The following is an 18,290-nucleotide window of genomic DNA, read 5'->3' on the forward strand; positions in this document are numbered from 1 at the left end:
GCTGGTCAGGCGGCATCGAGTGTTCCCGGTGCCGCCCCGGATCGTACGGGGCTGCCCCTGACTGGTCCGCCGGTGCACCTGTGGTTCAGGTGTGTCACCTGCGGCGATGACCAGTAAGCCACATTACCGACCAGTCGGGTTCTACACCCGTTCCGTGATAACGACGTCGTAACGCACATCCCGTGTATGGCTGTGCCGAAGCCCGAATGTGCACCGGACTCGCCGACGTGCTTCCGCGCGGTTGTGATCCCTGTCACTGGGGGAGCCTAGGCGTGGCGTGTCACGGTGCGCATGAGTCGGGGTAACAACCCTCTACCGGATACGCGGATGCGGAATAGGAGTGCCTGGTGGAGACCGGAACCGGAATGACGGCGCGGGTGCCACACCGTTCTTGCGGGGGTCACGTAGAGTCGGATACGTGGCGCAGTCTCGGATTCGTGCGGTTCTGGTCGTGGTGGCGCTCACCGCGGTGATGTGGCTGCTACAGATCAGCAGGATGCTGGTTCCGTGGGACGCCGCCAGCCTGGGGATCTGGCCCAGGGAGACCGACTCCTTCGCCACGATCCTCACGTCCCCGTTCATCCATGCGAACTGGGCGCACCTGCTGGCGAACACCGTCCCACTGCTCGTGCTGGGTGCGCTGGTCGCCTTCAGCGGACTGGGGCGCTTCGCTGCGGCCTCCATCATCATTGTTCTGGTCAGTGGCCTGGGGGTGTGGCTGATCTCGCCCGCCGGGGTGCCCACTGTGGGCGCCAGTGGCCTGATCTTCGGTTACTTCGGCTATCTGGTCCTGCGGGGCATCATCGAACGCAAGGTCATGGACATCGTGATCATGATCTGTGTCGTGCTGTTCTACGGCGGCCTGATCTTTGGGGTACTGCCGCAGGAGGGACCGATCTCCTGGCAGGGGCACCTCTTCGGATTCCTGGGAGGGCTGCTCGCGGCGTACGTCCTGCCGCGTCGGGAACGAACCGCCATACGCCAGAGCCCCTACCCCCGTCCGTACTGAGCCGACCCCAACCGGAGCCGGACCCCAGTCCGGCTGGGCCTCGGGCGCGTAGCCGCGGCCCTCGAGCTACGCGGCACCCCGGTGCGCTGGGCAGGTGCCGGTTCGTCCGCCCGGGTCCGCCGGGGAGGATGCGGGGATTGGTTCAGACCGAGGAGCGCCCGAACCGGAGGTGCGAACGAGACGGGGTCGGGCCGCGCTGGTTCTGGTACCGCGATCCGTACTTCGTGGCGCCGTACGGGTACTCCGCGGCGGACTCCAGCCGGAACATGCACAACTGCCCGATCCGCATCCCCGGCCACAGCTTCATCGGCAGGGTCGCCACATTGGACAGCTCCAGCGTGACGTGCCCGGAAAATCCGGGATCGATGAATCCCGCGGTGGAGTGGGTGAGCAGCCCCAGACGCCCCAGGGAGCTCTTGCCTTCGAGACGGCTGGCGATGTCCCGGGGCAGGGTCACGATCTCGTAGGTCGACGCCAGAACGAACTCACCGGGATGCAGGATGAACGGTTCGTCCCCGTCCGGTTCCACCACCCGGGTGAGTTCCGGTTGCTCGATCGCCGGGTCGATGTGGGCGTACTTGTGGTTCTCGAACACCCGGAAGTACCGGTCCAGGCGAACGTCGATACTGGATGGCTGGACGAGGTCCGGGTCGAACGGGTCAATCCGGACCCGGTCCGCCTCGATCTCGCGCTTGAGATCACGATCAGAGAGCAACACGCTCCCGTAACCTACCGCCAGTTCCAGCGACGACAATCCCGCCCGAACCGATTACCACCTTCGCCGGCAGATCCGATAACATACAGGACTGCGGGCCGGGAAGGTTCACCGGCGCCGGCAGGCGGATGTAGTTCAATGGTAGAACTTCAGCTTCCCAAGCTGATAACGCGGGTTCGATTCCCGTCATCCGCTCCACGCAGACTAAGGCCAGGTCACACCGGGAAAACCGGGGATCTGGCCTTCGTCGTGTATGGGGCAGGAACAGGGCCGCGTGCCAGATTCTTGCCAGATGCTCAGCCGGGAGCCCCCACCGCGGGTGGGTCGTTGTCCTCGTCGTCGTCACCATCAGTGACACCGTTCGAGCGCTTCAGCTCGTCGGCCGCCCGATCTCCCAACGCGTCAGCGATGTCGCGTGCCCGGTCGTCCCGCGCGTGCAGGTAGACCAGCGCCGCCCGCGTGCTGGAGTGGCCCATCCGATTCATCAGCTCGCGGAGCGAGGCCCCCGCCTCCGCGGCGTAGTCCTCGAACGGCACGGCCCCCGCGTCGGGGTCCACCCACTCGTGCCGAGCGATCTCGGATTCCTTGAGGCTCAGCCACCGTTCCGCGTCCTTGCGGTTGTCAAAGGTGCGATCAGCATTCCGGATGCTACCGTCCGGACCTTGGTAACGCGCCTGCCAGCGGCCAGAGGAGACTCGCCGAACGGCCCCGAACTGCCGCCGGTAACCCTTGTTGTTGCCCGCCACTACGCGGCCCTCCGCCCGTGCAGCCGGATTGGCTCGACGAGGCCGGAGGCGATGAAGTCGTCAATGGCTGATTCGGGGATGCGTACGTGTCGGCCTATGCGTACGAAGGTGATACGGCGTTCTTCGATGAGTCGCCGGGGGTAGCGCTCACTGGTGTTGAGCCGTTCGGCCGCCTGAGTCACGGTCAGCAGGCGACCCGTGCCACGCGGGTTCGTCGAGACCATCAGGCAGCCACCCCCATTGCCGCGTTTTGGTGGTGTTGGGCGGCGTCAAAGCGACGGCGCCTCGCGTCGCCGTAGGGGCTCGGCTGTCCCTCCGGGGCTGTGGGATGCCGCCCGGTTCCCGGACGGACCCTGGCTACCACCAGGCCGCAGCATGCGTCACCGGGTTGCCTTGTCGCATCTGGCAGGATGCCGACGTGGACCACGGCAGCAAAGACGCTTCTCGCCGCTTTGCAATGGCCTCCGGCCATCCTTGACCCCGCGCCCCGCTCCCGGCCAGCTTGCGGCGACAACAGGACAGAACAAAAGAACAGGGGGAGGGCTCAAGGCCCGTGACGACCGACGGTAGTAAGCCTGCACTCCGGCACGTGAGGACGGAGCGACGGCCCCGTAGCATGCCCGCTCCGCGGCGTTGCTCCCGGCTTACCTTCCGCTGCTCGGGCTGTGGGCTAACGTCTTATTCCGAATACGTGCCCGGTGGCCATTGGAGAGGCGTAACAACCATTGCTGAACCACACCAGACCACAAGCGATCCTGGCCGGCGCTCTTCAGAGAGTTCGGGGTTCAGCCGTTTATCCGTTATTGCCGCGGGGTGCCTCTAGCTGTAGACATCGCACCTACCCTCTATGCTCCCCACATGGGGTTGGCAGACATCACCGAAGCAGCCGTCCTCACGGCGATTGCTGAGTGCGACGAGCTTGGCCAGAAGAGGTTCTTGGAGAGCTATGGTTATAAGCCGGCGTGTTCTTATGTGCTAATTCACCAGGGCAGGGAATACGACTCCAAGGCAATCGCCGGAGTCGCCCACAAGCACATCCACGGGCAGCCGCTCCTAGCCTCCGAGTTCTCCGGCGGTGACAAGACTGTGGGCAAGCGTCTGCGTGCCCTCGGCTTCGTGGTCCGCTCCTCGCGCAACCCCGACTGGGTATGGGACGAGCTGGTGCTGGCTTGTGCCCTGGTCGCCCAGAACAATTGGAAGGCGATGGGAGCCGAAGACCCTCGGGTCATCGATCTCTCGCACCTGCTACAGAGCCTGCCGATCCATCCGCCAGAGGAACGCGCTCCCACGTTTCGCAATCCCAACGGGGTGGGGCGCAAGACCACCGACATCGCCACCGTCCATCCGGAATATCAGGGCAAGCCGACCAACGGTGGTCGGCTGGACCGCGAGGTACTGCGCTTCTTCCTGGAAGCTCCACAACGGATGCACGCCGCCGCGGCCCGCCTCCGTGAAGGTGCCTTGTCCGGGGGATTCGACGGGCTTCCTAGCATCGAGGATGGCGAGCTAGACGACATCAGCGCCCCAGAAGGACGCCTACTGATGCGCAAGTATTTCGCTCGGGAGCGAAGTCCCAGGCTGCGCAAGCGCAAGATCGATCAGGTCCGCAGACAAGGAGGATCTCTTACCTGTGAGGCTTGTGGTTTCAACTTCGGGCAGACCTACGGACCGCTTGGAGCTGATTACATCGAGGTCCACCACATCGTTCCCCTCCACCACATCGGAGAGAGCAAGACCCGGTTGCACGATCTCGTGCTCCTGTGCGCCAACTGTCACCGTATGATCCACCGCGCTAAACCATGGCTGAGCACAAGTCAGCTCCGCGAGGTCATCCAGAACCACGTTCAACCGCACCCCAGCGCCCCGAGCATCTGAACAGGCCTTTTCTGTTTCTGCTGTGTGCCCGTCGCGGCGGCGATTCACGGTGACTCACGGGAACTCGCCGGCCGAAGTCCCGCTCCACCGCAGGTCAGCGAACCGCCAGATCAGCGCCGTGCGGCCCGGTCGCCCTCCCAAGCTGATAACGCGGGTTCGATTCCCGTCATCCGCTCCACGCAGACGAAGGCCAGGTCACACCGGGTTCCCCCGGGGCCTGGCCTTCGTCATGGGTGGGGTGTTCACGGGGCCGCGTGCCCGCTGTGTGCCACTCGAGTACCCGGGCCGCGGCAACGAGTATCGACGAACTGCGCGAGGTCGGTCACCGTTGGGAGTGCGGGCGTTGGCGTCGGCAGCTGTGCCTGTGTGTACGTTCAGGGCTTCTCGCCGCCTACGGCACGATCACCGCGCGACCGTGGATCTGTCCGGATGTCATGCGTTCGTAGACGCTGGGGGCCTCGTCGAGGTCGTACCGTTCCACCTGCACGTCGACCTCTCCCCGGCGAGCCAGTTCCACAAGTTCGACCAGTTCGGACCGGGTGCCCCAGTAGGTGGTGCCGACGCGTACCCCGAAGGGGGGTGAGGCGAAGGACACGGGCAATGCTCCACCGCCGATTCCCACCAGGGTGATGGCGGCGTCCATGCCCACGACCCGCGCGGCGAGGTCCATCGTGGCCTGGGCACCGACGAAGTCGAACACGGCGTTGGCGCCGGCTCCGTCCGTGAGCTCGTGAATCGCGGACACGGCGTTGTCGTCCGAGGGCAGGGCGTGGTGTGCCCCGCTGCGTAGGGCCAGTTCCCGGCTCTGCTCCCGAACGTCGAGAGCGATGACGGTGGTGGCCGACATGGCGCGCAGCAGCTGGACCGCCACGTGTCCCAGCCCGCCCACACCGATCACCACAGTGATACTGCCGGGAAACAGGTTCGGACGGGCCCGGTTGATCGCGTGATAGGGAGTCAGGCCGGCATCGGTCAGGGGCACGGCTGCCACCGGGTCGAGGTCGCCCAGTGGTACCACGTGTCGCTGGGAGTCAACCAGTACGAACTCGGCCAGGGCGCCGGGGTTGCCCAGGCCGGGCGGGCGGATGCCCAGTTCCGCCGCCCGGGGACAGTAGTTCTCGGCGCCGCGGGAGCACGCCCGGCAGACCCCGCATCCCCAGGGGCCGTAGATCAGGACCGACTCGCCGGCACTGACCCGGTCGACGCCGCTCCCGAGGGCCGCCACGGTGCCGGCTCCCTCGTGCCCCAGGGTGAGGGGCAGCGGGTAGGGAAAGGCGTCCGAAGGCCAGCTCATCACCTCCAGGTCTGAGTGACACACGCCCGCGGCGGTCACCTGTACCAACAGTTGGCCGGGTCCCGGTTCGGGAGTCGCCACGTCGACCACGCGTGGCGGCTCCCCCACCGTCGCGTACTGTACGGCACGCATGAGTGTCCCCTCCCTGGGTGGGTGTGCGTAATATCACTCAGGGTAGAGGTCCGGTTGGACGAGCTCTCGGAGGAACACCCCGCGCGGGGCCTTCGGATCGAACCATGTGGACTTGGCCGGGAGCACCTCGCCTGCATCCGCCACCGCCGTGACCTCGGAAACGGAAGGTGGATGGGGAAGGAATCCCACCGCTGAGTGCTGGGTGCACCATTCGCCGAGGGCAACGGCCCCGACCACTCCGGAGACGGGGCTGGCCGATCCCGGCCCCAGCGCCGGGTGGATGACCTGTTCGTCCAGCCGCACCGTGTCCAGGGTGCCGCGGGCGGCACCGCCTGTGACAGGGCGCAGTGTCAGCCGATACCAGCGGCCTTCCGCGAACACGCCGGCCACACCGGGCTGGGTGGGGGCCTCCGCTGGACCGCACTCGGTGAGGTCCGCGGTTCCGGGAGCGTTCCGTAGCGCCGCGAGGAGCCCCGCGCCGCCGGGAGTCATGGACTGGGGCACGCTGCGGGGGTAGGCGAAGCTGCGCATCTCGTCCTGGGGGAACAGTGCTCCCAGCCGGTACAGGCCCGGGTGGTCGCCGGTGAGTTCCGGTTGCCCGGTCACGAACCGGTCCGCTGCGGCCAGCCGATGATGCCCATCGGCGATGTAGAGCGTGCTGAGGCCGGCGAGTTCGGTGTGCACGGTTCGACAGAGTTCCGGGTCGTCCAGGAACCAGGCCCGGTGGTGTTCTCCCGTCTCGGTGGCCAGATCCACCACCGGGGTGGCCGAGCGTGCCGCTGCCAGCACCTCGCGGAGGGCGGGGCGGGGGGCATGGCCGAGGAGAACCGGGGTTTGTTCCATGCCGGTGTGCCGGGTGTGTTCGGTGAGTCTGCGCACACGTTCGGGGTCGGTGGCCTCGTGGGGACGAACGTGACCCGCCCGGTAGTCAGCGACCGCGACCTCCGCCAGGACCCCGGTCTGTCTGTGTTCGCCCGCGGTCATCTCGTAGACGACGACGGTGTGTTCCGGGGGCCGGAGCAGGTCGCCCCGGCGAACCAGCCCGCGTACGTCTGCGGCTCCGGCCGACTCGGCGATCAGTCCGTGTACGGTCAGCAGGACCCGCGGGGCGCGCAGTGTGACCCCGCCGGAACGTGTGGGAGCGGGTGCGGTACTCATGTCACGCTGTCCACGGGCGCGGTAGCGGATTCCAGCGGACGGTTCACACAGTGCAGCAGGGTGCCTGCGCCGAACTGTTCCACAATCTCCACGACGCCGTCGGCCACCGCCTGTTGGGCCTGCGCTGTGGAGGCCCCGATGTGGTGGGTGCCGTAGACATTGGGGTGCCGGGCCAGGGTGGAGTCGATGGCCCCGGTGCCCGCTGCCGGTTCCTCCTGGAACACGTCCAGGCCGGCACGCACCCCTTTGCTGTCCATGGCCTCGATGAGTGCGGCTTCATCGACGACATCCCCCCGGGAGGTGTTGAGCAGGATGGCTCCCGGCTGCATCTGGGCCAGGAGGTCCTGGCTGACCAGCCCTCGGGTGCTCTCGCCCCCGGGGACGTGCACGGAGAGTACGTCGCAGGTGGCCGCCAGGGTGGCAGCACTGTCGAGGAAGGTGATGCCCGCCGCCTGTGCCGCATCCAGGGTCGCGGGGTCCCGGTTGGCTTTGGCGACGGCGTAGATGTCGGCTCCGAAGGCGGCCGCGCGATGGGCGAATGCCAGACCGATCGATCCCAACCCGAGGATGCCGATCGCGCGTCCCTGGATGCCGCGGGCCTGGCTGTAGAGCTTCTTGTTCCAGCGCCCTTGGCGCAGGTCGGTCACATTGTCCGGAATCCGGCGGTCGATGGCCAGCAGGAGCCCGAGGGCGAGTTCGGCGACCGCGGCCGCATTGCGTCCAGGGACGTTGCACACGTACACGCCGCGTCGGGCAGCCTCGGCACAGTCGATGGTGTTGGTCCCAGAGCCGGCGCGGACGATCAGCCGTAGGGAGTCGGCCGCGGCGAGGACCGCGGCGGGGACTCGGGTACTGCGTACGACCAGGGCTTCGCACCCGGGAACCATCTGGGGCAGGTCTTCGGTGGTCACGGTCGGTTCGTAGCGGCAGTCGTGCCCACGCTGGGCGAGCTCCGCGCGGGACGCGTCCGGGAACGCGTCAGCGAGCAGGATTCTCATCGGCCGCTCCCTCCGTCAGGACGTGAGCGCCGGCACTGTCCGGACGCTACGCCGAAGCACCTGTACTCGAGCCTAGCAGTGTTTCGCATTACACACTGAGTTGCTTATTACGCAATTCTGGCAAGTCTGTGGCGTCGACGCAATCCCTCGACCGCCGCGGCGCGGTGATGTCGCCTTCGGGGCATACCGCGGCGCTGCGTCCCAAAACCGTGGCCGTCCTTGGCACTACGGTGTGCGGTCGTCGACGGTGGGAGCATTGGGCGGGAGCTGTACTGGAGGCTGTTCACCGGGGCGGGCCCGGCGCTTCAGCCGGTGGGGGCCCGCTCCAGCAGCGCCCGAACCCTGCGCACCGAGGGGTGGTCGGCCCCCCGCAGCCGCACCAGGTCGTCCAGGAGCTCCCGGAGAACCTGCCGCGTTTCCGGCGCGCCCAGGCGCAGTAACAGCATGCCGATCTGACGGCGTAGCTCCAGGGGACGCTCGTCGCCCGCCCCGAGGATCCGCTGCTCGTCGGCCAGGAGTCGGCGGAGCAGGTCGAGCGCCCGCTGGGTTTCCCCTGCCAGGGCCAGACAGGTCGCGTGCTGGCGTCGGCAGCGGAACACGAGATCCATGTTCGCGCTACCGTGCTCACTCAGGACGGAGGCCAGGGACTCGAAAGCCGGAGCCGCGCTGTGGTAGTCCCCACCCTCGAACAGCACGTTTGCCCAGTCCCACCACAGGTTCACCAGCTCGGGATCCAGCGGGGTGCCGCTGCGCCGGGCCTGGGCAACAGCGTTACCCAGGAGCGCGCCCGCCTGGCTGTACCGGGACTCTCGGACCAGAGCGCTGGCCCGGTTGCGAACGTCGGTGATCTCGCTGTGCTCGGTGCCGGAACGTTCGGGGGCGGGATGAGATGGTGTCGCCACTGTGGGTGCGGGGGGTGCGCTGGGGGCAGGTGGTGTTGCGGGGGATGGTGTAGGCGGGGGCGGCTGTTCCGAGGGGTGGTGGGGTGGCTGGGTCACCGGGGGTGAGGCGGGTGTGGTGCCGACGGGGCCCGGAATGCGGTTCACCGCGGCCGCATACATCCGCAGCGGACTGGGCTGCTCTGGGGGTGCCAGCACGCCGGGCATCGGCGGTAGTTCGGTGGCGAAGCGCAGCAGACTGGAATAGGCGATGTTGGCATCGGTGGGCCGGTCCGTGGGCGACTTTTCCAGGAGTTGGGCCACGGTGTTCGCCAGCTCGGTGGGAATCTCCGGGCGGATCTGGCGCACCGGGGTGGGCGGGTCCGAGACCTGTTTGATCATCAGGGCGTAGGAGGTGGCACCGGCGAAGGGGCGCTGGCCGGTGAGCATCTCGAACAGGGTGCATCCGAGTGCGTACAGGTCGGTGCGGGCCGAGCTCTGCCCGTCCTGGATCTGTTCGGGAGCCATATAGGCGGGGGTGCCCAGCGCCTGACCACTCTGGGTGATCCGCGAGAGCTCCGGGACCCCTTCGCCCGTTGCCAGCCCGAAGTCCAACACCTTGACGGTGCCGGCGGGTTCCAGCACGAGGTTGTCGGGTTTGAGGTCGCGGTGCACGAGGGAGGCGGCGTGGGCCGCGGCGAGAACCGCGCAGGTCTGGGCGCCGATGGCGGCGGCCCAGCCCAGGGGAAGGCGGCCGGACTCCGCGATGAGGTCGGCGATACTGATGCCCTCCACCCGCTCCATGACGAGGTAGGGCTGGCCCTCGTGCACCCCCGAGTCGTAGACGGCCGGAACGCCCGGATGGCGGAGCCGTGCCGTGATCCGGGACTCGCGTTTGAAGCGTCGAATCAGGTCCGGATCCGGGTCACCGTCCGGTACGCGCACGAACTTCACGGCCACCATGCGGCCGAGCCGACGGTCGTAGCCCTCGTGGACCTCGCCCATGCCGCCGCGTCCCAACGGCAGTTCTTCCAGCTGGTACCGGTCGTCGAAGCCGTCGACCGGGGATGCCGGCGGGTCATCGAGCATCGGGGGCCTCCTGCGGAGTGGCGGTGCCGGTTCGGAGAGCGCGACGGGCTTCCTCAGCCCACCGGCCGGCCAGGCGGGACAGGTACTGGAGCTGCTCCTCCAGGTCCGTTATCTCCTGGAGTGCCTCGCCGTAGACGCGTTGTTGCGCGCTGGACAGTGCGGGCAGCTCCGCACCGCGGGCCCGTGACTGGCCGGTGCTTCCCCGACGGCCGGCGGGTTGTTCGTTGAGGAAACCGGCGAGGAACTGGGGGTCCAGTTCGGGGGAGGTCGCACGCAGCACGGCCAGCGGGGGGCTCAGGAGTGCGGCGTCCTCGGCGGGGCCAGCCACACGTGGGCATCCCTCGCCGCGCGGGGGGACGATCACGTCCCCCCGGCACAGGCGGACGCTGTCGGGGCCCGCGGTGCCGTGGCCGCTGGGGGGATGCCCCCGGCGCAGGTCGGTTGGGGTGAGGACGGGGATATCGCCGCCGTCGGTTGTCTGCTCCTGTGGAGCGCGCAGTAGGGTGAGCTGGCCCGAGGCGACCAGGGCTGCCACCGAAGTCGTGGGTGGGGGGATCGGTTGGGCGGGGGTCGCCAGCCTGGGTGGGTGGGGGAGTTCGGCCAGCAGCCGCTCCAGCTCGGTGTGCAGTTCGACGAGGCGTTGGGGTGTCTCGACGGTCGGTGCAACAGTCTGCGGGCGGGTCAGGGACACGTCCTGGTCCAGTAGCTCACTGCGGGCAATCGCCGTGGCGTGTTCTCCCAGATCGACCCGGTCCGTCTCTGTGGCCACGCGGAAGCGGGCCCAGGCGGTGCGCAGCTCGGTCGGGTCCTCGGCTCCGGTCACGCTGAGCAGGTGGGTGGGGCGCTCGGTCGGGGATTCGGGAGGGCACAGGAGCCAGAGGTGGGCGTCGCTGTCCAGGTGGTGCGGAACCTCCAGCACGGCGCGCAGCACTCCCGCGCGCAGCAGGTTGGCGCGGATGCGACGTCCGGAACGGCGGGTTGCCGTGGCGGCGGGAACCCGTACGATTACCTGCCCCTCCGGTCGGACCCGGGCCAGGCAGTGCTGGATCCACGCGAGCTCGCTCTCGTTGCTGGGGGGAAGTCCGTAGCGCCACCGGGGATCGATCTCGAGTTCGTCTCGGTTCCATTCCCGGTCCCGCTCCTGGGGGGTACACAGGACGAGATCTGCGGGGGTGTCGGTGTGGCCGTCCTCGGTCAGGGCGTCACCGAGGACCAGACGGGTGTCGGTGCCGGTGAGTTGGATGCGGGTCCGGGCGATGATGCCGCGGACCGGATCGCGGTCCTGGAGTAGCACGCGGGCTGCCCCGGCTGTGGCGGCGGCCGCGGCGAGGGCGCCCGTGCCGCAGGTGGGGTCGAGCACCGTGTCTGCGGGGGTGACTTCGGCCAGCTGGACCATCAGTTCCGCGAGTTCCGGGGACGGCTCGTGGTCCGGGCGGGCCCAGGTTTCGGTGTAGCGCTCGACGAGCCCGGTGTAGAGCGCGACGGGGTCGGGATGCTGGGCTGCCTCGGCCAGGAGCGGCTCCCATTCGGGAGCGGGCAGCTCCAGCTGTGCTGGCGGGTCATCCCCGGTGAGGTGCAGACCAACGTGGGCGAGGAACAGGGCTATAGCGCTGCCGCCGACGACTGCCTCGGCGCGGCGCCACAGACGGTCGGCTGCGTCGGGGCGGAAGGGTTTCCGATGGCGGCCACACCAGGCCTCCACCTGGTCCCAGGCGAACAGCGGGTGGGTGGCCGTGCCGCCCACGGGCCCGGGGAAGTCCGGATAGCGCCGTCGCCAGTTACTGACAGCGGGACGTCGCACGCCGGTGATGCGGGCGATGTCTCCGGCGCTGAGCAGGAGGTCGCTGTCTGGTTCGGCGGTCATCTCACCTCTTTTGGTCCCTGGCGGTGCGGACTGTGGTGGGCCGCTTCGTGCCTGTGTCCCGATCCGGAGACCGCCAGCCTAACGCGCGCAACGGGCAGGTGGCCGGAGCCATCGTCGCCTCTTGTGTATTTGATTCACAAAGGAATAGTGTTAATGTAGTTCACATGACGGCGAGGGATGGCCCGCCGCCACGTTCCATGCGAAGGAGATCGTGATGTCTCACGGAAACCACCCGCCCCAACAGTCCGGAATGTCCACCGGAGCCAAGGTCGGCATCGGTTGCCTCGGCGTCCTCATGCTTGGCGGTCTCGGTATGGCCGGGTGCATGGCGGTGGTAGCCACCACCGCGGACGACGCCCTGGACGATGCCGAGGAGGCCATCGACGAGGCTGCCGGCGGCAACGGCAGCGACAACGGAGGGGACGGCGACGACAACGGCGAGGACAACGGCGACGAGGAGGACGACGGCACCATCGTCGGCAACGGCACCCATCTCATCGGGGACGACATCCCGGCCGGGACCTACCACACCGACGGTCCGGACGAGGACAGCGTCATGCCGCACTGCTACTGGGCTCGCCTTTCCGGCACCAGTGGCGAGCTGGACGACATCATCGCCAACGACAACCTCGAGGGCTCCGGTGTGGTCACCGTCGAAGAGTCCGACGTGGCCCTGGAGCTTTCCGGCGGCTGCGACTGGGAGCTGGAGGAGTAGTGGATGACCTCGAACCAGGTACCGCTGACCTTGCGGCGGCCTGGGACCGGGAGTGGACCGTGGAGCTCAGTTTCACCGGGGTTCCACTCGCCGATGGTGCCGACACCGCCGAACTGACGCTGGGCCGATTCCGGGCGTGGTACGTCGAGCAGCGCAGGGAACTGCACGCGCGCATCGATGCCACCGCGTCCGGTGCGGCGGCGGCCCTGGGATACGCCCTCGGCGAGCTCGAGGATCGGGTGGGAACATCCGGGACCCTCGCCGAGGCGCGTGTTGTCCGCAAGTCCGTGGAGGCCCACCGCGCAATACGCGGATACCGGGGGCGCCTCGCAACCCTGCGGGACGCGGCACGCCTGATGCAGGAGAGCGAGGCGGAGACGCGCCGGTTACTGAACCGCCCGGACGCACCGGAACCGCTGGACGTGACCTCGGCCGGGCCGGTCTGGAACTCCGCCGAGGTCATCTTCTTCCGGCTGCGCCACATGCTCCGGCCGCGGACGCGTCCAGCGGGCGCAGAATGAGCCCCATCGAAGCGCGCCCGCCGTACGTCCCACCGGTACGGGGGCCGGTCCGGGTCCTCCCTGGTCTGGACACGGCTCACGTGCCGCGTGGGACAATTAGCCCGAAGCCTGGACCGGTCGGACCTGGTTGACTGTCGTCGTTGAGGGCACGCCGTGGCGCAGATGAACAGCGGGGAGTCCCACCCCCGGAATGATCCGTGGAACGCGACCACGCCCGCGTCCCCTCGTACCCCCGGCCGTGGGCGCTACCTGCCGCGCGGCACGGTGTGGGTTCTGCTCCCGATCCTGAGCCTGGGCCTGCTGGCCCCGTTCACCTTCACCTACGCCGCGGTGCGGCGCCGTTCCCCTGTCACTGTGATCGCCGCCGTGGTGTTCGTCATGCTGACCGTGACCATGTTCGCGTCCGTGGACACGGAGTGGGTGTTCGACATTGCATTGGGGCTCAACCTTGTCGGATCCATCTGCGCGGCGATCGCCCTGCGTCCGCACGTGTTCCGGGTGACCGAGGTCCCCGTGGACCAGGTCCCGGCCGCACGTCCGGGAGGACCCGGCCCCCAGCCGGGCGAGGCGGAGCCCACCCGGATGCTGAGCGCACCACACCAGCAGCGGCCCGGCCCACCCAATGGGCCCGCCCACGCCCGGGCCGCAGCCCGGGCCCTGGCGCACGAGGAGCCGTCCCGCGCGGTTGAGCTGGGAATCGGCCGGCCCGATCGACAGACCGGCTACGACGATGGCGGACTCATCGATCTCAACCGGGCCCCGGCCGCGGGGCTCGCCCAGCTGCCCGGGCTGGCATCCCACCACGTGGAGGCACTCTTGCAGAGCAGGGCGAGTGAGGGGGCCTTCCTCTCCCTGGAGGACGCGATGATTCGCGCCGAGATTCCACCACACCTGGAAAACCAGCTCGCCGAGTACGCCATCGTGTACTGAATCTGCCCCGTTTCCATGGCGTGCCCGGCGCCCCGGCACCCCCGGTCGGGTGCATGCCGGCCGAGCGGTTCCCAGCCAGCCCCGCCGCGACGGAGCGGACGCCGCAGCGTCCCGGCGACCGGACCAGCGGGTGGACAGCGCCGAGAACCGTTCCCGATCCCCCATGCCGGTTACCGGCTGGTAGAACGGTGGTTGGTGCGCAGCCCAGGCACCCGAACCGAGAACCTGGAGGCGGGATGAGCACGAAGTTGCCCACGGAGCAGGAGTTGACTCAGGCGCGGCTCCGTCTGGAGATTGACGGCGCGGTGGCGACGGTCGTGCTGGACCGGCTCGACCGTCGTAACGCGATGACCGCACGCACCTGGCACACCCTGGCCCGGATCGGGGACGCGCTGCCGGACGACGTGCGGGTCGTGGTGTTCCGGGGGGAGGGCGATACCTTCTCCGCGGGTATCGATCTCGCCATGTTCGACCCCGAGGGCCCGGACGGGGAGCCCTCGCTGCTGGCCCAGGCCCAACAGGCTGCCCAGTCCGACAGTGGGCGGGCCGAGTTGGAGGAGATCATCGCTGGAGTCCAACGGGGCTTCACATGGCTGCGTCGCCCCGAGGTGGTCACCATCGCCGCGGTCCGGGGGCACGCGATCGGGGCCGGATTCCAGCTGGCCCTGTCGTGTGACATTCGGATCCTCGCCGAGGATGCGCAGCTGTGCATGAAGGAGCCCGCGCTGGGGCTGGTCCCCGACCTGACCGGGACCAAGCCGCTGGTGGATCTCGTCGGTGTGCACCGGGCGATGGAGCTGTGCCTCACCGCCCGTACCGTGGACGCAGGCGAGGCCCGCGAGCTGCGGCTCGCGGAATTGGTCGTGCCCGCGGCCGAACTGAGCGATACCGTCGCCGACCTCACCGGAGCCCTGCTGACGGTCCCGGCCGGTGCCGCCAGCGCCACCAAGCGGGTGTTGCAGCGTGCCGCCGATGCGTCCGGCCTCGAGGAAGCCGCGGCGGCCGAGCGAACTGCCCAGGTCGAGCGCCTGTTCGCCCTGCTCTCCGGAGAGTAGGAGGTCCGCGCGGGGCGCGCACCGTCGATCCGGTGGCCACCGTTGGGGACGGCCACAGTGAACCCACAGTGAACCGGCCAGCGACACCGGCACCACCGTCGTCAGGTGTCGTCTCCCCTGGGGTGGGGCACACGGCTGAACAGGGCCGCCAGCACACTGACGACGCCGATCGCGGCGAGTGCGGCGAACATGGCGGGGTATCCCCCGAGGAGCCCTGCCAGGGCCGCTCCCGCCCACGGGGCCAGGGCGATGGCAAGCATCAGTGGTGTGTGCATCACCCCGTTCAGGGTTGGGTAACGAGCCTCTCCCCACCGGTCGCTGATGGCGGTCGCCTGAAGCAGAGTGAACACGCCGCGCGCCATACCGGCCAGGAGTGCCAGCAGCATCACCACGGTCACCGGAGCCGGGAGTGCCAACAGGGCCGTGCTGACCGCACACACCATCAGGATCACCACGATCCGGGACAGGGGCCCGGTGTGTCGCACGAGCGGCCCGTAGCCCAGCCGGCCCAGCACCTGTCCGATGCCGCCGACGCCCAGGGCCCACGCCGCGGTACTCGCGTCGAAGCCGCGTTCCTCCAACAGCGGGACGAGGTTGATCACCACCGCGTAGGCACCGAACGCGGCCAGGGTCAACGCCGTGGTCAGGGCGATGAAGGCCCGGCTCCGCAGGATGGGACCGATCGCGTTTTCTGGGCCGGTCGCGTCCGCTGCACCGGATTGGCCATGTGGGGTAGTCCCGGCCGTTGGGCGGTGCCAGCTGGGGGTGAGCGCCAGCGCGTGGAGCGGAATGACGACGACGGCGAGGACTCCCGCGAGGACGAGATAGGTGCCGCGCCAGCCCAGCGCGTCGACCAGCGCCGCGGCCAGCGGGGCGAAGATCGTGCTTGCCAGGCCCGCAACGAGCGTCAGCACAGTCAGTCCACGGACGCGTCGCGCACCGAACCATCGGGTGACCGCGGCGAAGGCGGGCGGGTAGAACAGTCCGGACATGGCCGCGCCCGCCGCCAGCCAGGCCGCGGTGAACCACAGCAGATCCGGGGCGAGGGCAACCCCGAGGAGTGCGGGCACCGCGCCAACCGCACCCAGGGTCATCACCCAGCGCGGTCCCGACCGCTCCAGCCACCGCCCGACCAGGGCGCCACCGAGTCCAGCGACAACCTGGGACGCGGAGAAGGCCGCGGTGACGTGGACCAGGGACCAGCCCTCGACGGCGCTGATGATGGGGGCGAGCACCGGAAAGGCGTAGAACAGCACTCCGTAACTGGTGGTCACGGTCACGCACAGGGCGAGCAGGGCCAGCCACGCCCCGGGGGCGATCTCGGGTTCCGGTTCCGGTGTCGCGGACGGAGCCGGTGCCGCGGTGGTGGGCATCCTGCGCACTGCACTTCCTGAGTTGGGTATTGAGGGCTGGTCGCCTCCGCGGTCCCACCGGCGGGATGCGCTGCGTGGTGGGCACGGGACCGCGCAACCCTATCTCGGCCCCGTGCCCCGGCTCCGGGCGGTCCCGGGCGGGCGACCACGGTGTGCTCGTGGAACATGGCCAGAGCTTCATATCGTCATGTCGACAAAGTGCTATTCGGGTCAGCCGTTACGGAGGCAGCGGTTGGCGACCCCGCAATGGACGGCCGAAACGGCGCGTGTGGATGCGCAGGTGCCGGTACCACGCCTGCCGAATGCCCCAGTCCCGCCAGCCGTCCCGTCCCTGGCGTGTGTCGGCCGCGGTGCGGCCTCCCGGGCAGGACTCGGGTCCGCGCATCGCGGCCAGCGTGGTCGGGTGCGGCGGCCATGGCCGGGGGCGCGTGGTCGCGATCCGCGAGGACACGCATGCCACGTGCGACGCCGGAACTGTCCAACGCGCCCCCTCCGCCTCCGAGGCCACCGCCGCACCCTTCCCGAATCCCGGTCTAGCGGTTTCGCGGCGGGGTGCTGCCCGCCAGGGGCTGTGTCTCGGGACTCGGGTCGCAGCCGGTGCCGCAGGATCCCCCCGCGGCTGGGGATGCGGTGTCGGCCTGCGGCTGGTCGGCGATCCCGGATCCGGAGCACACGCCCGTCTCGGGAAGCGTCAGTTCCACCCGGGCCGCGGACGCCCGGTCCCCAGCCAGCTCGGCGGCGATGCTACGGACCTGCTCGTAGCCGGTCAGCGCGAGGAATGTGGGGGCGCGACCGTAGGACTTCATGCCCGCCAGGTAGAACCCGGGCTCGGGATGGGCAAGCTCTGCGGCCCCATGGGGGTAGACGGTCCCGCAGGAGTGCACGTTCGGGTCGATCAGTGGGGCCAGCTGCACCGGCGCCTGAAGTGCGGGATCGAGGCCCAGGCGAAGCTCGTTCAACCAGGACAGGTCCGGTCGGAAGCCGGTCAGGTTCAGGATTTGGTGCACGGGCTCCAGCTCCTGAGCGTCGGTACCGACCAGGACCAGCCCTCGGGGCGTGGTGCGTACCTCCGCGGTGCGGAATCCGGTCACCACCCGCACGTGTCCGGCATCCACCGCCGCGCGGGCCCGCATCCCCAGGGCCCCGCGGGCCGCAAGCTGGTCGTCGTCCCCACCTCCGAAGGCGTCGCCGATGCTGGATCGCCGCAGTACCCACAGAATCCGGGTTCCGGGAGTTTCGGTGGCCAGTTCGGACAGCGTCACGAGGGCGGTGAGTGCCGAGTGTCCCCGGCCCACCACCGCGGTGGTGCCACCGGAGAATCGACGGCGCACGTCCGGCTGTGCCAGATCCGGGATGCGGTTGCCGATCCGCTCCGGTGCGGACTGTTCCCCGGACGCCGGCAGCCCGTCCGCCCCCAGGGGGTTGGGTGTGGTCCAGGTCCCGGAGGCGTCGATCACCGCTCGGGCGTGGATCCGTTCCTCGAGGCTGGCGGCCGTGCGTAGGCGCAGGGTGAACGGGCGTTCGGCGCGGTCCGCGTCCACGACGCGGTCCAGCCCCTCCCGGCTTACCCCGACGACCCGGGCGCGGTAGCGGATCACCGGCGCCAGTTCGGCGGCGAGCGGTGCGAGATAGTCCCGCACCCATTCCGCCCCCGTCGGATGGATGTCCTCGGATGGCGGCTGCCAGCCCCGCGCCTCGAGTAGCGCGGTGGCAGCGGGGGCCGTGAGGTCCCGCCACGGTGAGAACAGCCGGACATGAGCCCACTCGCGTACGGATGTCGCGGCTTCGTCTCCGCGCTCCAGGACCAGGACGGGCAGTCCTCGGCGGTCGAGCTCCGAGGCTGCGGCCAGTCCGGTCGGTCCGGCGCCGATCACCACGACAGGAAGATCCTGCTGCATGCGCATCCTTCCATCGATGTTCGTCGATTAAATGGGACAG

The 18,290-nt window shown here is 69.1% G+C and carries 15 protein-coding genes, 1 tRNA gene and 1 pseudogene; 7 read left to right on the plus strand and 10 right to left on the minus strand.

All coding sequences use genetic code 11. The features are described from left to right. The first annotated feature begins 418 nt into the window (after positions 1-418). A complete protein-coding gene (locus RIF23_RS14855) occupies positions 419-1,009 on the plus strand; it encodes a rhomboid family intramembrane serine protease (protein ID WP_310913125.1) in 591 nt (196 codons plus the stop codon). 142 nt (positions 1,010-1,151) lie between these two features. Here the strand turns inward: RIF23_RS14855 and dcd are convergent, their stop codons facing one another. Further along, positions 1,152-1,727, minus strand: coding sequence for a dCTP deaminase (dcd, locus tag RIF23_RS14860; protein WP_310913126.1), 576 nt, complete (start codon positions 1,725-1,727; stop codon positions 1,152-1,154). A 121-nt stretch (positions 1,728-1,848) separates the two neighbouring features. On the opposite strand from dcd, the gene RIF23_RS14865 reads away from it, so the two are divergent. Continuing rightward, a tRNA-Gly gene (locus RIF23_RS14865) sits at positions 1,849-1,922 on the plus strand. Positions 1,923-2,020: 98 nt separating this feature from the next. Here the strand turns inward: RIF23_RS14865 and RIF23_RS20915 are convergent. Both RIF23_RS20915 and RIF23_RS14875 read right to left on the minus strand, forming a co-directional pair. Further along, positions 2,021-2,245: pseudogene (locus tag RIF23_RS20915) on the minus strand (site-specific integrase); the annotation flags it as partial. A 224-nt stretch (positions 2,246-2,469) separates the two neighbouring features. Next, on the minus strand, positions 2,470-2,694 hold the full coding sequence (locus RIF23_RS14875) for a helix-turn-helix domain-containing protein (protein ID WP_310913128.1): 225 nt from the start codon (positions 2,692-2,694) through the stop codon (positions 2,470-2,472). Between the two features lie 634 nt (positions 2,695-3,328). On the opposite strand from RIF23_RS14875, the gene RIF23_RS14880 reads away from it, so the two are divergent. After that, complete coding sequence (locus RIF23_RS14880) at positions 3,329-4,345, plus strand: HNH endonuclease (RefSeq protein ID WP_310913129.1); 1,017 nt, start codon at positions 3,329-3,331, stop codon at positions 4,343-4,345. Between the two features lie 391 nt (positions 4,346-4,736). On the opposite strand, the gene RIF23_RS14885 is transcribed toward RIF23_RS14880, so the two are convergent. The 5 genes from RIF23_RS14885 to RIF23_RS14905 all read right to left on the minus strand — a co-directional run bounded on the left by RIF23_RS14885 (position 4,737) and on the right by RIF23_RS14905 (position 11,758). Continuing rightward, the gene (locus RIF23_RS14885; RefSeq protein WP_310913130.1) at positions 4,737-5,771 is read right to left on the minus strand and encodes an NAD(P)-dependent alcohol dehydrogenase; all 1,035 of its coding nucleotides are present in this window, start codon (positions 5,769-5,771) and stop codon (positions 4,737-4,739) included. A gap of 33 nt (positions 5,772-5,804) precedes the next feature. Then, entirely contained in the window at positions 5,805-6,929 is a 1,125-nt protein-coding gene (locus RIF23_RS14890; RefSeq protein ID WP_310913131.1) for a DUF1015 family protein, read from the minus strand. Then, positions 6,926-7,927 carry an NAD(P)-dependent oxidoreductase gene (locus tag RIF23_RS14895; RefSeq protein ID WP_310913132.1) on the minus strand — a complete coding sequence of 334 codons (1,002 nt, stop codon included), beginning with the start codon at positions 7,925-7,927 and terminating at the stop codon, positions 6,926-6,928. Before RIF23_RS14895 ends, RIF23_RS14890 begins: the two co-directional genes overlap by 4 nt. Before the next feature lie 305 nt (positions 7,928-8,232). Then, positions 8,233-9,894 (minus strand): serine/threonine-protein kinase, encoded by a 1,662-nt coding sequence (locus tag RIF23_RS14900; RefSeq protein WP_310913133.1) that lies wholly within the window; start codon positions 9,892-9,894, stop codon positions 8,233-8,235. Beyond that, positions 9,884-11,758: an HsdM family class I SAM-dependent methyltransferase gene (locus RIF23_RS14905; RefSeq protein ID WP_310913134.1), complete on the minus strand. Its 1,875-nt coding sequence runs from the start codon at positions 11,756-11,758 to the stop codon at positions 9,884-9,886. The genes RIF23_RS14900 and RIF23_RS14905 overlap by 11 nt, the downstream gene beginning before the upstream one ends. Before the next feature lie 214 nt (positions 11,759-11,972). On the opposite strand from RIF23_RS14905, the gene RIF23_RS14910 reads away from it, so the two are divergent. The 4 genes from RIF23_RS14910 to RIF23_RS14925 all read left to right on the plus strand — a co-directional run bounded on the left by RIF23_RS14910 (position 11,973) and on the right by RIF23_RS14925 (position 14,979). After that, complete coding sequence (locus RIF23_RS14910; RefSeq protein ID WP_310913135.1) at positions 11,973-12,473, plus strand: hypothetical protein; 501 nt, start codon at positions 11,973-11,975, stop codon at positions 12,471-12,473. Beyond that, positions 12,473-12,994, plus strand: a complete 522-nt coding sequence (locus tag RIF23_RS14915) for a hypothetical protein (RefSeq protein WP_310913136.1) — start codon at positions 12,473-12,475, stop codon at positions 12,992-12,994. Before RIF23_RS14910 ends, RIF23_RS14915 begins: the two co-directional genes overlap by 1 nt. A 153-nt stretch (positions 12,995-13,147) precedes the next feature. Continuing rightward, positions 13,148-13,924 (plus strand): hypothetical protein, encoded by a 777-nt coding sequence (locus tag RIF23_RS14920; protein WP_310913138.1) that lies wholly within the window; start codon positions 13,148-13,150, stop codon positions 13,922-13,924. A gap of 236 nt (positions 13,925-14,160) precedes the next feature. Further along, complete coding sequence (locus tag RIF23_RS14925) at positions 14,161-14,979, plus strand: enoyl-CoA hydratase/isomerase family protein (protein ID WP_310913139.1); 819 nt, start codon at positions 14,161-14,163, stop codon at positions 14,977-14,979. Between the two features lie 101 nt (positions 14,980-15,080). On the opposite strand, the gene RIF23_RS14930 is transcribed toward RIF23_RS14925, so the two are convergent. Continuing rightward, positions 15,081-16,352, minus strand: a complete 1,272-nt coding sequence (locus tag RIF23_RS14930; RefSeq protein WP_310913228.1) for an MFS transporter — start codon at positions 16,350-16,352, stop codon at positions 15,081-15,083. Between the two features lie 533 nt (positions 16,353-16,885). Continuing rightward, complete coding sequence (locus RIF23_RS14935; protein ID WP_310913140.1) at positions 16,886-18,250, minus strand: FAD-dependent oxidoreductase; 1,365 nt, start codon at positions 18,248-18,250, stop codon at positions 16,886-16,888. Positions 18,251-18,290 lie beyond the last annotated feature (40 nt).

Origin of the sequence: Lipingzhangella rawalii (assembly GCF_031628175.1) — a bacterium.
Taxonomy (GTDB): Bacteria; Actinomycetota; Actinomycetes; order Streptosporangiales; family Streptosporangiaceae; genus Lipingzhangella_A; species Lipingzhangella_A rawalii.